At 60.0% G+C, this 14,992-nt stretch carries 16 protein-coding genes; 4 read left to right on the forward strand and 12 right to left on the reverse strand.

Annotation, left to right across the window (positions count from 1 at the left end):
• Positions 1-165 precede the first annotated feature (165 nt).
• A complete protein-coding gene (locus SB822_RS00360) occupies positions 166-687 on the forward strand; it encodes a hypothetical protein (protein ID WP_410853621.1) in 522 nt (173 codons plus the stop codon).
• A 1,054-nt stretch (positions 688-1,741) separates the two neighbouring features.
• Here SB822_RS00360 and SB822_RS00365 read toward each other — a convergent pair.
• The 6 genes from SB822_RS00365 to SB822_RS00390 all read right to left on the reverse strand — a co-directional run bounded on the left by SB822_RS00365 (position 1,742) and on the right by SB822_RS00390 (position 4,954).
• The gene (locus SB822_RS00365) at positions 1,742-2,020 is read right to left on the reverse strand and encodes a hypothetical protein (RefSeq protein WP_410853622.1); all 279 of its coding nucleotides are present in this window, start codon (positions 2,018-2,020) and stop codon (positions 1,742-1,744) included.
• 68 nt (positions 2,021-2,088) lie between these two features.
• Positions 2,089-2,442, reverse strand: coding sequence for a hypothetical protein (locus SB822_RS00370; protein WP_410853623.1), 354 nt, complete (start codon positions 2,440-2,442; stop codon positions 2,089-2,091).
• A gap of 170 nt (positions 2,443-2,612) precedes the next feature.
• Positions 2,613-3,584 (reverse strand): DUF932 domain-containing protein, encoded by a 972-nt coding sequence (locus SB822_RS00375; protein ID WP_410853624.1) that lies wholly within the window; start codon positions 3,582-3,584, stop codon positions 2,613-2,615.
• Positions 3,585-3,665: 81 nt separating this feature from the next.
• Positions 3,666-4,022 carry a hypothetical protein gene (locus SB822_RS00380; protein ID WP_410853625.1) on the reverse strand — a complete coding sequence of 119 codons (357 nt, stop codon included), beginning with the start codon at positions 4,020-4,022 and terminating at the stop codon, positions 3,666-3,668.
• Positions 4,019-4,426 carry a hypothetical protein gene (locus SB822_RS00385; RefSeq protein WP_410853626.1) on the reverse strand — a complete coding sequence of 136 codons (408 nt, stop codon included), beginning with the start codon at positions 4,424-4,426 and terminating at the stop codon, positions 4,019-4,021. Before SB822_RS00385 ends, SB822_RS00380 begins: the two co-directional genes overlap by 4 nt.
• 69 nt (positions 4,427-4,495) lie before the next feature.
• On the reverse strand, positions 4,496-4,954 hold the full coding sequence (locus SB822_RS00390; RefSeq protein WP_410853627.1) for a hypothetical protein: 459 nt from the start codon (positions 4,952-4,954) through the stop codon (positions 4,496-4,498).
• A 318-nt stretch (positions 4,955-5,272) separates the two neighbouring features.
• Here SB822_RS00390 and SB822_RS00395 point away from each other — a divergent pair, with 318 nt between their 5' ends.
• The 3 genes from SB822_RS00395 (at position 5,273) to SB822_RS00405 (ending at position 9,000) form a co-directional block, all read left to right on the forward strand.
• A complete protein-coding gene (locus SB822_RS00395) occupies positions 5,273-7,240 on the forward strand; it encodes an AAA family ATPase (protein ID WP_410853628.1) in 1,968 nt (655 codons plus the stop codon).
• Between the two features lie 260 nt (positions 7,241-7,500).
• On the forward strand, positions 7,501-7,824 hold the full coding sequence (locus SB822_RS00400; protein ID WP_410853629.1) for a hypothetical protein: 324 nt from the start codon (positions 7,501-7,503) through the stop codon (positions 7,822-7,824).
• 81 nt (positions 7,825-7,905) lie between these two features.
• Positions 7,906-9,000, forward strand: coding sequence for a hypothetical protein (locus tag SB822_RS00405; protein WP_410853630.1), 1,095 nt, complete (start codon positions 7,906-7,908; stop codon positions 8,998-9,000).
• A 158-nt stretch (positions 9,001-9,158) separates the two neighbouring features.
• Here the strand turns inward: SB822_RS00405 and SB822_RS00410 are convergent, their stop codons facing one another.
• The 6 genes from SB822_RS00410 to SB822_RS00435 form a co-directional block, all read right to left on the reverse strand.
• Positions 9,159-10,481, reverse strand: a complete 1,323-nt coding sequence (locus SB822_RS00410; protein WP_410853631.1) for a hypothetical protein — start codon at positions 10,479-10,481, stop codon at positions 9,159-9,161.
• A gap of 182 nt (positions 10,482-10,663) precedes the next feature.
• Positions 10,664-10,999, reverse strand: coding sequence for a hypothetical protein (locus tag SB822_RS00415; RefSeq protein ID WP_410853632.1), 336 nt, complete (start codon positions 10,997-10,999; stop codon positions 10,664-10,666).
• 776 nt (positions 11,000-11,775) lie between these two features.
• Positions 11,776-11,904 (reverse strand): hypothetical protein, encoded by a 129-nt coding sequence (locus SB822_RS00420; RefSeq protein ID WP_410853633.1) that lies wholly within the window; start codon positions 11,902-11,904, stop codon positions 11,776-11,778.
• A 163-nt stretch (positions 11,905-12,067) separates the two neighbouring features.
• Positions 12,068-12,472: a hypothetical protein gene (locus SB822_RS00425; protein WP_410853634.1), complete on the reverse strand. Its 405-nt coding sequence runs from the start codon at positions 12,470-12,472 to the stop codon at positions 12,068-12,070.
• A gap of 236 nt (positions 12,473-12,708) precedes the next feature.
• Positions 12,709-13,704 carry a hypothetical protein gene (locus SB822_RS00430; protein WP_410853635.1) on the reverse strand — a complete coding sequence of 332 codons (996 nt, stop codon included), beginning with the start codon at positions 13,702-13,704 and terminating at the stop codon, positions 12,709-12,711.
• Positions 13,705-13,877: 173 nt separating this feature from the next.
• Positions 13,878-14,678, reverse strand: a complete 801-nt coding sequence (locus SB822_RS00435) for a hypothetical protein (protein WP_410853636.1) — start codon at positions 14,676-14,678, stop codon at positions 13,878-13,880.
• Positions 14,679-14,992: the final 314 nt, after the last annotated feature.

Below are 14,992 nucleotides of genomic sequence, written 5' to 3' on the forward strand. Positions count from 1 at the left end.
AGCTCGGGAGCCACGTCAGTGGGAGGCTGGTCGGACGACAGCAATCGATCAATTTTCCTTGGTCATCGCCTCCCCTCTCTCTGGCAGTGATCATGCTGGTATCAACGGTTCATACGGCGCCGTGGCGCCCCGCACGGCCGGCAGCCGAACACAGGACGACATCCAATGAATCAAGCGCATGCGCGCAGTTTGGCCCGAGAACAGGCAGCCGCATCGATCCAATGGCCCGAAAAAACACTGCTCCTCTTTAATCCTGATCCGCAGGAGCGAAGAAAGCTTAAGGCGATGGGCAAGCTCATGGGCTTCGCGCTAGGGGTCATGGTTCTCACCTATCTCGCGAGTCCGCTCGTCGACTACTGGACCAAATCAGCGACGGATCGTGAGATCCGCCCGGCGATGGAATCGGCGATGAGGGCGGGAAACCGTGCGGCTGGGACATGGCTTGCCGTTCATTTTCAGGATGACTACCCCGGCCTGCTGCAAAAAGAGTCCGAAGACGGGGATCCGACGGCCATGTTCGATGTCGGGATGTTGATGATGTCCGACCATCCAGAGCGGTTCCTGAAGATCGATCCTTCGCTGACTCATCAGCAGTTACACGCCAAGGCGCTCGAACTGGTTAGCAAGGCAGCCGCTGCCGGCGATCAGAAAGCGCTGCTGTTCTCCATCAAGCACGGTGGCGCGTAGGCTGTCTGTCGAGCATCAGTATGTAGTGACGGAATGTTGCCATGCTCGGCCCGTCACTACAGCCCGACCGCTGGCTTGCGACAAGATGTGCGTGCCGGCGCATAAAAAGAAATTGGAAGCCTTTGAACCACAAGGAGCGGCGAACATGAGTCGGAGTGACCACTCCCCTTTGGCTGTCGCGTGCATCTGGCGGCGGCGGCTCTTTTTGCGATTTCGTTGGTGGGTCGTCGTCGAGCCGCGCGCGACGAGATGCGACCCGGGATGTCGAAACCCGAGAAGCATGAAATTCTCAGACGTCACACCCTGCTAGCCCGTCATCCGCGCATTTTTGTCGCCGCATGTGTGCTGATGGTGGTCATACAGCTGGGCCCCTGGGTTGAGCATCGATTGCATCCGACCGATCCACCTGCCTCTTTCTGCTGGCTGTGCGTGCATGGGTGAACTTGCCCTGACCCGCCACAGGCGCATGCTGCTTTGATTGCGCGGTCTGCCAAGCGCCGACACACGACGATTCCTTATTTGAGAATACCGATGCTAAGACGCTTTTTGTGTAGGGTTTTCGGACACACAGATCCAGTCACCTACAAGTCGCGGGGAATGGCCACTGCAGTCCCTCAACGCCAAATGTCCGTTGAGGTTATCGAGTGGGAGTGTTCTCGCTGTGGTAATAACGCGCGTGCGATCTCTTTTCGCAAGACATCGCCGCGACGCATTCCAGCGTCCGGTCGAATCGAGTCACAACGGCTATAGGGACGAACATGGTTACTCGCACGGTAATGCTCGCGGCCGCGCTAATATTTGGGTGTATCGGATGGTACGGTCTGACGCGCAAACCTGAACCTGGTGCAACCTGCGTACAGCCTGGAAAGCTGGCTACGGCTGGTGATGGATCGCTTCTCACCTGCTCAGACGGACGCACCTGGAAACAGGCGAGGAGATAACAGAGGGAACAACGAAAGACCAATACGCGATCGAGACGCGGACTAAATGGCGGGGGCGGCACAGGCCGCCCCCTTTTATTTATGGTTGATTTCGACGTACTGCCTGCGCAGCGTCAGTGGAGACGTCGACGCGCCCGCACGCGGCACATCTCACAAAAGTGGAACCAGTCTTTCCACCGATGCGAGATGACTTTCCCGTCCAGCACGATCACCGCGCGCTTTCCGTCGTACCCGATGCTCCTGGCGTAGGACGTCACATCAGAAGCGTGCCCAGCCTCCAGCAGTTTGCACATGGCTCGGTGATCTATCGAGCCGCCGTGCCCTCGAGCACCAGATTGCACGGGCGTTTCGCTGCTCTTGTTGTCCCGCGATGATTGAAGGTTCAGGTTCATGAATTTACTCTCCTTATGCCGAAATATCGGCGTTGCAAAACTGGCGGCCGCAGTAGGCAAGCGGCCGCTCACCGACCGAGCGACGCGACGGGCGGCACGAGTGCGCGCACATGGGCAAGATCCGCCGCATCGACGCGATTGGGCTCCGCAAGCGCGAGTTCGATCTGCCGTCCAGGGAGGCGCACGAACAACGTGAGTCCGAACTGATGGTCGTGATTGATGATCCCGGCGCCTCGATCATCGCTTAGCTGCACGATGCCGCTCTGCACACCCAGGCGGGCCGCGCGCCAGCCAGCATCGTCGCCCACGTCGGGGTCCATCGGCGCTGCAAGCACCTCACAATCGATGAAAGTGCCGATCGGCTGATCGCGCATCGAGGTCGTAATGAGCAAGGCAAGCAGACTGTCGCATTCGGGTTGCATAACGTGCTCTCCGGAGGCTGGGGTGGATGGGTGGGTGCTTCGAGGATCGGATGCTTCATTCTGACCAGTCAGGGGACTGGGCAGAATGAAGCTCCCTTGGAAGGGAGCCCCGGTACTACCGTTTGCTGGGTATGGCCGGCGACATACGGTGTGTCGCGGCGGCAAACACCTTAGACAAGCTCAAGCAGCTTGATCGTTGCTTCCTCTTTCAGCTTCGAGCCCTGTCCGAACCACGCGCTCGTCAACCGGTTTTCGCGGCTGCGGGCGCTGATGTCATGATCGATGAACTGGGTAATCGCATTGATCGCTCCCCAGCCACTTCCTTCGACACCGTCGATGAGCGATCCGCGGCCGTGTCCGTTAAAGAGCGCCATGACCTTCTGGAAGCCGTCGGACTTCTCTACGTCCTTGCGTTTTTCTGCGGATAGACGCGGGCGCAACAGATCACCGAGGATCTGGCTGAAGTCGCCGTTGGACAGCTTGAGCGAAGCGAGCAGTTGCATACGCTTCATGAACAGTTCCCAAGCGTCCTTGGCTGCGAGTCCGAGCGCGCCCTTCACCACTTCGGGTTCGAAATCCGTGTTATGGCGGATCTTCACCGCGCAGCTCGTATCACCTGTCAGGGCCAACTGCAGGGTGTTCGCGCAAACGACGCGGACACTCGTAAACTGGGCAACCGTTGACATCGAGCAGTCGTAGCTGGTCGCTAGCAAAAGGTACCCGGTGACATTGTCGGAAGCGACAACTTCGCCAGAGAACCCGGTGCGGGCCAGCACCCAGATACGCTTTCCGCCGTTGAGTGAGCCGGCCGTCTCGATCTCGAAGCCCGCGTCCTCAATGAGGCTGCGGAAGAACTCGAGAACGTCGCGAGGTTGAAGCACGCGATAGCGCGGAGTGACGATACTGATTGGCGCCGACGTGTCACTGCGATACAGCACGTGATGAGCACGAAACGTGTGGACCTTCTGATGCTCGAACTGCACCGGCGCACGCAGGACCTGCCAGTCGAGGCCGGCGGCAGTCTGCCACTCCTCGATCGTAGCGCCAGCACGAACCGCTTGCCCCAAACCATGCCAGGGCGTAAGACCGCGGAACGCCATTTCGTGAAAGCCCGATTGCCGTTGTGTGATCTGGTGGGCCATGTTTTCTCCGTTGATGTGGCGATAGACGCCGTTTGAAAGGCAGTTGCTCACAGGACGCGCGTACTGGCCGCGCGTCCGTGATTACCACTCGATTCCCACCTGCTCGATCTGATCCAGGTCGATGGATAGGTCAGCGCCGATCGGCCCTGCTCCATCCGGTTTGCCGTCCCAGAGTTCGATGCCCACGCGGCCCTTCTCCTCAATCTCCGTTGCGGAGCAGACGGCGCCCCGGAAGAAGTATCCGGAGCGGGTCTGGATGAGCAGAAGGTAGCCTGCACCATCATGCTCAGGCGCGTCCGCTCCGCGGATGACGTTCAGCACGTCATCGCGGGTAGCGCACCGTGTCATGGCTGGCGCTTCGCGGTTACCCCCCGCGTCATGGACGCGGGCAACACCCTCGCTGGCGTCCTTGCGGATCGCATGTTCGGGCGCGCTCACGCGGCCACCGCTTCGGGCTGATCGTTGCGTGCGCTGGCGACGGGCGGACGAACGAGTCGTGCGTTGCCCGTTGCCTGCAGCAGCACACAGACGTCGTCGTCGCTTGCCTTGGGCAGAAACTGCACGAGGAGCGGCGACAGGTAGCTGCCCGTCTTGAAGTTGTCGTTGGGGATGGTTTTCTGTTCCGCCAGCATCTTGCGGAACTGGGAGATGGCCTCCTTTGCGGTGTCGGCCTTGATCTCGCCCTCGCCGATTACGGTCGGCTTGTACGGAGCGATGGTGCCCGCCTCCCAGACGAAGACAGGGCCTTCCACACCGTGACGGCTGGTCTGAAAAAGCCGTGCAATCTGGCTGTTGCAATGTGTACGGACGATACCGATCACTCGACGCGTCTTGTTCGACATGGTTTGTTTCCTCTGTGAATGTGGCCCGAGCCGGGCCGATGAAATTGCTTTGAAAACTGCGACTGAAACTTAATGAATGCGGCCGTAAAGCGACTCAGGCGTGCAGATCGCACGGATAAGGGGCTTCAGGACGTCGCGTCGTTGCTGCTGCCTCGACGCGTCAAGACAGAAATCGACCAGATTGCGGGCGCTGTCGGTCACGACAATGCCGTAGACGAAATTGCCAACGCTGGTCTGTTTCTGGAATTGATAAACCCTCGCTTCGAGCACGTCGAAGACAGGGTTGTTGATGATGACGCGCGCGACGAAATCAGGATGGACGAACAGGGTTCGCACAACCGCGAGATCGCGTTGCTGCAAAGTTCCGGGGGAATAGATAACGCCGGAGGAGCCGACGCCATCACTCGTGCGGGATCTCGGAGCGACAAACTTGGAAATTTGCGCCGGGCCGATGAACTCGTCGAGCTCGATTGCCTTGAGAACGCGCTCAAAGGAACGGTTCCCAGTTTCAGGTACAGGTATCTGCACTGCGTCCTCCTTTTCACGTCATGCCGCAGCGGCGGCTATAAGAAAGAGGACGCCTCTTCACAGAGGAGTGAACGAATCTTAACGGAAGAGCATCGCCGTGTGAAGAGGGATAGCGAACGAGATGACGCGCCGCGTCGCGCGGCTTGCGTTTAAGCGGCGTCGTGTTGGCTCCGGAGGCTGGGTACCCTGCTCACAACCACTCGCGGGTTTGAAAACTTGCGTCGGATAAAATGTGTTGCAGAATCAGTTCAAGGCCGTGAGCGCACCGCTTGGGTAGCGTTGATCGCGGTCAGAAATAAAAAGTGTCCGAGGTGCTCGATGTTTGAGTTTTTCCGGTTTTTCTTTCGCACGCTGTTCTGGATGCCCGCAGCCCTCCTGCTGGTGACGCTTGTCAATTCGTTCGATACCGGCGTGCATATGACCGTCCCCGCAAGCCAGGGGTTGCTGGTCCTCAGCGTCTTCGCTTCGTGGGCAATCTGGATGCGCAATCGCACCCACTGGAACTGGGTTCAAGGTGCCTTCGTGCTGCTCAGCATGGGTCTGCTGCGCGTTCTCTTCGCCTTCAATGAGTACAGCATGTACGCATCGATGGTCTGGGGCGCGGCGTTCATTGGCATGGTCTATGGCCATCGCCGCGAACAACGTCGTCTTGGCGGTGCGTTCGGTGCTGCCGGTTCAGCACCGATGTCGAGTGCAGCCACCGCTGCACCCGCTCCGCGAGCGGCGCAGCCTGCGCAGCCCGCTACGCCGGACTACAGCTTCGACAACAAGATCCAGCGCGCGCGCTACACGTTTGCCGATATCGTCGGGATGACAGAGACGAAGAAGCGCCTGCTGTCTGCCGCCCGCGAAGTCGTGAGTGGTGAAGGCGACAAGCGCAACGGGATGATGCTTTTTGGCGAGCCGGGCAACGGTAAGACGCTCTTTGCCGAAGCACTGGCGGGCGAGCTGAACGTGCCTTTCTTCTCGATCGCCTACGGCGACACGGCGTCCAAGTTCGTCAACGAGACGCCGCAGAAGGTCAAGGCGGTGTTCGAGCAGGCCAAGCGCGTGGGCGTGTGCGTTCTCTTTGTCGATGAATACGATTCCTTCGTCAAACCGCGCGACTCGGGTTCGCATCACATGGACCAGGATCTGACCAATGTGATGCTGACGGAGACGGTGAGCCTGCGCGGTACGCGCGTGGTGCTGGTCGCGGCGACGAACTTTCTGGACCGGCTTGATACCGCCAGCATCCGGGAAGGTCGATTTGACTACAAGATCGAGATTCCCGCGCCCGACCAGGAAGCGCGCGTCGCGATCCTGCGAAAGAGCATCGGTAGCGCGCTGGGCTTTTGGGCCGTCGATCCTGAGGCCGTCGCAAGTCTCGCGCAGCGCTGGGAAGGGTTCAGCGCAAGCCGCCTGTCGACCCTTGGGGGCCAGCTTAAGGACATGCGCCGCGATGGCATCATCGGTGAGGGCAAGGTGAGCTTCGAATCGGGGATGCTTGCCATGCGCACGATGGTTGGCCGTCGGGGCAAACTGCCCGAGAACGTGAAGTCGATCGACGAGATCATCATGCCCGAACAGTCGCGCGATGTGCTGCGTGATCTGGCGTTCAAGATGAAGAACATTCACAGCCTCGAGAAGATCGGTGGTCGCATTCCTGCGGGCCTGGTGTTCTACGGGCCGCCGGGCACGGGCAAGACGCTCGCAGCGATGGCACTCGCCAAGGAAAGCGAATTTGCGTTCCTCAAAACCACGGGCGCTGAAATGATGGCCAAGCCTGATTCGTGGGAAAAGCTGGTGCGGGAAGCCCGCGACATCCGGCCGGCGATCGTGTTTATCGACGAGGCGGATGACGTGCTCCAGAACCGCCAGTATTCGAACGTCGCGAGCCTGACCAACATGATTCTGACCACGCTGGACGGTGGCGGTGGCCGGGTGCGTGACGTGGTCTACATCGCGGCCACGAATCACTTCGACCGGCTGGACCCGGCTGTCATCCGGGGCGGTCGCTTCGCCGAGAAGATCCTGTTCGGCGTACCCGACGAGAAGGACATGGCGAGCTATGTGACGGCGCGACTGACGGCGCTTGCCGGTGACCGTTACACGGTGCTCCCGGGTGCCAGTGAGCGGCTGATTGAAGTCCTGTCGGGCAAATCGATCGCAGATGCCGACGAAGTGCTGCAAAAGACGGTCGATGCGGCGGCCGTCCGGGCGCTGCGCGAGCATGTGTCGAAGATCGGACCGGAAGACGTCAGTTCAGCCGCGCGTGCTGTTTTCGCGGATCAGGCGTCTCAATAGCCGTAACAAGACGGCAGCGGGCACCGCGCCTTGGGTGCCCGCCCGACGTCCGGCCAGCGTCCGCGAAGCCACCCCAGCGGCTGCATACGCGTCCCGCGACCGATTCCACGCCCCTCCACCCATTCATCCCTGAAAAAAAGCGCTCGGAGTCTGAACAACGCTTCAGATCGACCGATAAGCATTGCAGTGGGGTTCCTCTCCTCACCGAACCGCGGCTGTCGGCGCGTCTAACGCCGTTTTCTTACAGGATGATTTCATATATGACAACGATGACCAGGTTGCAGCAGCTTTCGATTTTCATCGCACTTAACCGATTGTTGGCGAACGGGGTTGAGCTGAAGAAAGCCGTCAAAGACCTTCAGAAATGTGATGCGGGCCGGGCCGACCTCTGGGAGGCGGCGGCCGAGCGCCTCGACGAAAGCAATTCGCTCGAAACGCTCGCCGACTGCCTGCGCGGCGTCGTCGATGATGAGGTACGGATGCTTGTTCAGCTGGCTCGATACGAATACAGGAGTAACACGCTGGAAGCCGTGGTCCAGTACTTAACGATCGCTCTGCAGGCTCGGGTGTCCGAAAGCCAATAACAGCAGCCATTTATCTGGACGTTTGAATGCGGGTGGCAACAGCCAATGCCCCCGCTTGCAAGTCGTGAGAGTAGAACCCCTATGGATCAACCAACCCTATCGCTCGAAGCACCTCAAGTGCGAACCGACAGCCGCTCGGAGACTGGTTCGGCCGTTTCCGTGCCTCCCGCCGTCTACGTACCATATGGCCTGGCACGTCTGAGCGCCGAAGAGCGCGAACATGTCCGGGCGATTTTGTACCGCGGGGCGCCACTGTCCGATGACGAGCGGCGCTCAGTGATTAGCGCTTTCGATCTAGATCGGGAAATCAACCTGCCCAGCCTGCGCACATTGTGCGCCGATCTGTCCGTCAAGATCAGCGACGCGCAGAAACAAGCCATCTCGACGGAAATTATTGCGCGCGGCACGATCGACGTGAAGTCGGCACTGCGTATGTTGCAAGGTGAGGTTGCAGAGCCTGGGCAACGGGTGGCGACGACCGTCATCTCGAAGCTGAGACTTGCCAGAAAGCGGGCGCCGTTCGGCTTCCTCGCCGAGGTTTGTGACCTGCTCGATACAACGCCCGAAGCGCTCGCCCCAGACACTGCTGACAAGCTCGCCACGGCGATCGGGAATGGGCGGGTCATGCGAGCTAGTGCCGTGGAAGCGGGCCGGAAGGCGGGTCTCACTCTCTCCTTTGTCCAGCTGATCGAGGTATTGGCCATTGCTCACCGTCGGAGGCGGTTGAGTCGCAAAGCGCGGCTCACCGAGATCACGCCACAAGACCTCGAACGCATCAGGGTCGCACTTGCTGGCGACTTTCCTACGCGCGTGGCAGTTGGCGAAGCGGCGGCACGGGTGGGCCTGCAACTCACCGATCAGTTACGTCGTCTGGCTTCGGCGGCACTGCGAGAAACTTATCCCGTGTACCGCCAGACGATGAATACATCGACGCACACGATGCTGGCGCTGATTCAAGCGAGATGGGGCGTGGATCAGCACATCATCATGGACCGCGCCCTGATGTTCGCCATGAAAGCCATGGTCGAAGCCGGCAGTCCGCGCCTGGGTGATGAGTTATCGGATCCAGTGCTGCGCCGGCTGATTACGACGCGATTCAAGCTCATGAACGCTCTGCCCGAGGCGGCGGAGCCTTTGCGGCGACGTGCGGCGCGAAAGAAAGCGCGCAGAGAGTGAGACGAAAGCGGGCAGAGACGGACGCTCTCGTCCGGTTTCGCCCAAAGGGCGGACACGTTGCATTCGCCGTAGCGTCGCAACGTGCCCAAACGAGCCTTGAGAGACTCGCACATCTTTTCTTGCATCAACACCAGCCGATCGCGAACGGCGAATGGTTCTCAGACCTCAAGCAGTTCAAGCCGGGCGCTCCCGATCTCCGGCTCCATCGGTACAGGATTGCTGATCAGCAGATGAACGGCCCCGACCTGTGTGCCGGATTCACGGAAAGTGCCGGCAGGCACAGGCGTCTGCACGACGTTGTATTGCTGCAGCAATTCGCGGAACGACTCATGGGCTCGCTGGGTACCTTCAACCCAAGCCGTCGACGTGAGGACTGACAGCACGCCGTCGGGCGCGAGGAAGTCCAGCATGTGGCGGACATGTGCAATGTCCTGGGACCTTGAGAACGGCGGGTTCGCTATGATGACAGAGAACTTGCCGCCCAGGTCAGCCGGAGACAGGGAGAGAAAATCCCGCTCATGCACTTCGAATCCGCGCTCACGCAGGACCGCCGCGTTCACCGGATAGCTTTCCACGCAGACCACTTTTGCGCCGAGTTCCCGCGCAACGAGAGCCAACGCACCCTGCCCGGCCTCAGGTTCCAGCACGATGACGCCGTCGAGAACCTTCGGCGCCGGCATGAGAACGTGCCCGAGTTCCCGTGCCGCCGAGATAGCTGCCGTCACCATCTTCCGAGCGAGCGACTCAGGGGTTGCGAAGAACTGCGTCTGTTGCTGCACGTTGATCTTCTCCCCTGCCATTAGCCTGCCGAGGACTTCAGTTGCGTCGATTCCCGGGGGAAACGAGAAAGAGCCGCCGGCGTTATACGACGCGCCCGCCTGCTCGAGTAGCCGCTTGAGTGTCCCATAGTGATGCAGCCGCTCCGACGGAAGCTTGATGCGGCCGTCGACGACGGTGAGTTGAGACATGTCGTCAGCCACCGTGCGGGTGCTTGCCGCTTTCACGCCCTTTTTCGCGAGCGCTGGCAGCAGCACGCCAGGCAATTCCGCCGCGATACGCTCCACGAGTTGGTCGACCAGCGCTTTCGGAATCTGGGCAATTTTCCTTCCACCCAGAATCTGCTGGTATTTCAGATAGAGGCTGCCGTTCTCGAGCAGCTCCAGTCTGTAATGTTTCGGACCGTCGTGTGTGCCGTAGATAGCCCATTTCTCGAGTACCGCAAGCAACGCCGGCGTTTGCGGAACCGCAAGCCAGACGTACATCGAGTGCCTGAGCATGGCCGTCCTATCGAAGCCGGCCCGCTCTTTGATGAGGTATGTCACCCCGAGAGGCACACTCAGCGAGTAAAGGCCAGGGTACTCCGGCGACAAAAAAGGACGTGTGCCTTCGAGCAGTTCGCAGGCCGCGTCGTCACTCAGAAGCCAGTCGGCCGGCGGGTTATGGCTGTCGAACTCCTTGTTCGTGCGTTGGTTCTGGTTCATGAAAATCTCCTTTTGTTTGCCGAAACATCGGCGTTTGAAAAGGAGGCGCCACAATGGGCTTCGCGCAGCGGGTTCGCTCGGCGAAGGCCACTCAAGGTACCAGCGAGAGGGGAAAAAAAGCGGTTCAGGAATGGAGCCGGCCAGATTCCCGAGGGATATCTGGCTGGCGCGTTTTCAGTGAGTTACTCGACGATGCGGACGCCGTTGCCATAGGCAGCGATCTTCACCGCGTCGCCGACTGCGGGTTCATGCAACAGGTCGACATAGGCGAAATACAGCTGGTCGCCCGCCACTTTCACGGCCACTTCAACCGTGGGCGTTTCAGCACTGCCGGGGGCTTTCGCTTCGACCGTCTCCGGCAGGCCAACGTGCTCGACGAGCCGCAGGCGAACGACGGTACCGCGAACGCTCAGATTCGCTTCGACGGGTGCCGGCTGGAACGACTGCGCATTGGCCGTCGAGACAGCGGCAACGGCGATAGCTGCGGAGATGATCGACGCGCGTGCGATTTTCAACATGATGGTTTGCTCCTGAGAAAATGAAGGGGCAAACGCATCCCCGGGGACGGTTGCCCCAGAGGGAAAGGTTGATGCATCGACGTCACACGGACGACGAAATGGATTGCCAGATAACGCGGGTGACGATTGCGGTCACGAGGTTATCGCTGACCTGCAGTTGCCAAACGGTACGAGTTGATAGATGAGTCCCTCATGCCCAGATGGGCGTCTGCAAGAGGGCTAGCCGTGCGCGGGCTTTGGTGAACGCTGTGTTCAACAAAACGCACCCAGGCGAAATTCCTGTGGGAGACGGTCGACGGCTGCCTGAGGGCAAACCGCATGACGTCGGTATCGCATGTAATGCCGATCGAAACGGCTGTGCGAATTCTACGGCGCGCGCACTCAATAGACAAGCCGTCGTTCCCTTTTTGACGGGGAACGACGGTTGACGATTGCGACTAGCCTGCGGTCGATCAGTGTTGGAAGTCCGTCAAGCGGAGCGGGCGCGGTAGCCCATCGATTGCAATATAAGCCTGAAAGGCCCGGTTCCACTGGAAGCGAACACCCTCGAGTACCAGCACATCCATGCCCTCCTGTTTGGGCACGACGCCCTCCGGCACCTTCAGGTCGAGACCCTGAGGCAGATCACCGACCTCACGCCATCCGCCATTCGCGACGTGAAGCTCCGAACCATCCGGAAGGATGAGATGCGAGTGGTCGAACCCATTGCTGTCTGCGTGATCGTCTGGCGAGACCCGCACTTCGCCGGTCGCGCGAAACGGATAGTACGCGAGGACCTAGCCGGATGGCGCGAGCACGCCCGTTGCGCGAAACTCGTTCGGCGAGCACGTGTCGGTGACCACGACGATTACTGGTACGGCCGTCGTGCGCTGGGCATCGGGCGTCGCATTGCGATTTTCATTCATGACAGTCATGCCTCCTTAGGCGTGGGGTTAAGGAGTGAGCCGCATCGGGGCTTTGGGAAGGCCGGGCCTTGCCAAAAACTCGCCGCTCTGTCGGTGTGTTCAGATGCTGCACCGCACGCCACACATCCAGGAGTGGTGGACATGCGGCGTGCGCGCTCTTTCATTATTTCGCCGGGCGCGCGCTCGGGTCGATGTAGACAGGCTCGTGGCGATATTCCGCCGGAGTGCCCTGCCGGTCGAACTCCGCGCTGACAATGCCAGCCGGGAGGTTGACGATCTGATGCGCAATGAACGTCCGTACATCCTGCCTGACACTCGGGCGGGCCGAGGCCTTGTCGACCTTGCATTGCCTGCTTGCGAAGTAGGACGTCGCAACCCGCTCCGCTTCTTCCGCGTCGCGCGCGCAGACCAACTTGTCAACCGTTCGGGTGAAGCCTACGGCTCCCGCGTGTACAGCTTCGAGAAGCGAGACGGTCACGTAAAAGATGGGGTCGTGCGTATAGGGCGACGGTCCGCGTGCGTTCATGGATGCGTTATCTGCTGTAGCCTGGAGATCGTGCGGTTTCATGGTTTGGCTCCTCATGCCTGAAAAGGCGTTACAAAATTGGAGCGCAGCGCGCGCTTCGATAAAGTTGACTCTAGCGAAGCCCGCCTGATGGGAATTTTTCTTAATACGATGCCGGTTGACCGGCTCGACACGGTTCCCGGGAATCGCGTGAGTGGCATCTGTTTATGCGTCAATGCGGGCGACCACTCGGCGGAGATAGGCACCGTTGAAGAACGGTTGCCTATCTCGCTTCGCCACTACGACGCCGCGGCCAGTGCTGCGGCCTGCGCTTCGGCCAACCTCACACGATCTGACAGTTGCTCATCGCGCGTGGCCTTCACAAAGTCCCTCCAAAGCGCTTCACGCTCCTCTGGGGAGTGCGTCTCCTTCCCTTTCCTGTCGAAGCGCGGATACAGCTTGTCGAACCGGCTGTGGAGCGCTGAGTTCCACGCCATGTAGGGGGCATTGTTGCGCACCGCGGCTGGAACATCGATCGTGTCAAGGAACGCCTGGTATATCCAGTTGCTCACTCGTCCCGCATCGAACTCGGCACGCGATCGCTCGCGCTCAAGTGCGCGACGGTGGATGCTCAGGCAGTCGGCTACAGTACGGCTGGCTTCTTCGAAGCGCGAGTCGCGGTACCAGTCGAGTGCCCACGTTACGGCATCGGGGCGGCCATACTCAGCCGCGATGATCCTGCGTGCGAACATTTCGTAACGGAATGCGTCCAGCTCAACTGCCCCGGACTTCATGAGCCGCAGCAGGGCATCGGAGACCTCTCGTGCAATGCCCTCGCCACTCATATGCGACGAAGGCTGACGGGTGAGTACGGCGTCATCACCGTCGCGAGCGGCCGTCTCCTCGAAGCCGTGGCGCTTATACCAGGCAACGAGTCCTTCGTTATCCAGTGCGAGCGCATTGAGCTTATCGAGCCGATCGACCTCAGCCGTCTCCAGCGAAGCATCGTCAGTGTTGTAGAGCAATCGGTGCGCGCTGAGGGAGAGCGTCACCCGTTCGATATCAGCAAGCGAAGACAGGAGCTTCAGTATCGCCGTTCCCGCTCCAATCCTGCGGCGGTCCGACCATAGCTGTTCCAATCGCACCGTGCTGTCATCCGCGGCAACCAACCAGACAGTCGCGAGCTCTATCAGACCCTGTTGCATCACTTCCTGCATACGCGCGATAAGTCGCATCGCGCCGCCCGAAGTTATCGGATCCCGAACTTTCGCTGAAGCGGTATATGGCGTATTCATGCATTTCTCCTTGTTGCTCTGGACGAGCGTTTAAAGGAGATGAGCGTCATCGCTCGGGTGAAATGCACAATCTCACCGGAGCGCCGCAAGACGGGCCCTAGCCGTTTGTGAAAGGTTCGGCCGCACAACACACCTCCCCGGTGGGGAGATTGTCGAGCGGCCGAAGGTTTACGTTAGCTCACCAGCGTGTGGTAGTTAAGCCGTAGCTGGCGAAGTTCTTCCTGGAGGCGATTGCGCTCGCGGTTATGCTCGATTTTCTGGGCAAGTGCCTTCTTCGGATTCTTCTTTCCGTCGTCGTGCAACTTGATCAGGCCGAGCAGCCGGCTGACTTCCGCGGCATGCTGTTCTTCCGTCATCGAGGTCGTGGGCTTTGCCTCGGGCGCCAAACGCCCCGGACATGCCCGCATCAACGCTGAATTGACCGCGGCCGCAACCGTTGCGACGAAATCCTCAAGGGACTCCCCCTTCGGATAGCGCTCCGCATCACTGGTGTGATCGGTTGACTGCCCCGCCCACTGCGGACCCGACTGGACCCAGAGGATGGCGTCATATGTCGTGTCGCCATGTGCCCGAAACGTCCGGGTGCCCTTTTTCGTGGCGTACTCGGCCTTCGGGAAGAACATGCGGATCTCGACATTGACCTGATCCGGATCGTTGCTGCGTGTCGCATTGTCGATGGAAACGTCGAACTTCTTCCGGATGTGCAGGGAGACCCCATGCTCGCTGGAATCGACCGGGCCGCCGCCGAAATTGAGCCGATTGGCCGAGACCGACCACTCATGTCCTTCCGGCAGCCGGATGGCGGCTTTGAGGAGCGAGTCGGCCCGGTTCACGATTGCGACGATCTGCTCGCCGAGCTCTGCCTTGGTCGGGACACTGGCGGTACACTCGCCGCTGATGTGTCCCGCTGCGTCGCCGTGCAACGGGTGACGGGCGGCCGCCTGCGTTGCAACTGCTTGGGATGTGCTGTTCATGGATGCTCCTTTTGTGCCGTAGGACGGCGTGGAAAAGGAGTAAGCGCGGGCGCTTTGATGAGCGTCGCTCAGCAAAACACCTGGAACGTTGACGCGCCATGGATTACCAGTGGCGGCTGCTCGATGTCACTGTCATTCGATGACGTGGCAACACATGAGACTTGATGCCGAACGAACGGCGTATCGGGATTCTATCGGTGAAAGCGAGGTATTGGCAATCGGACCTTGCGGCCTAGTGCGTTGTGCGCACTCCATCGGGTGCTGACGGAGGAGTTTGCTTATCCTTTGACCGACTTGATGTACATGTCATTTCA

The organism is Paraburkholderia sp. SIMBA_054 (genome assembly GCF_046534875.1).
In the GTDB taxonomy this organism is placed as follows: domain Bacteria; phylum Pseudomonadota; class Gammaproteobacteria; order Burkholderiales; family Burkholderiaceae; genus Paraburkholderia; species Paraburkholderia hospita.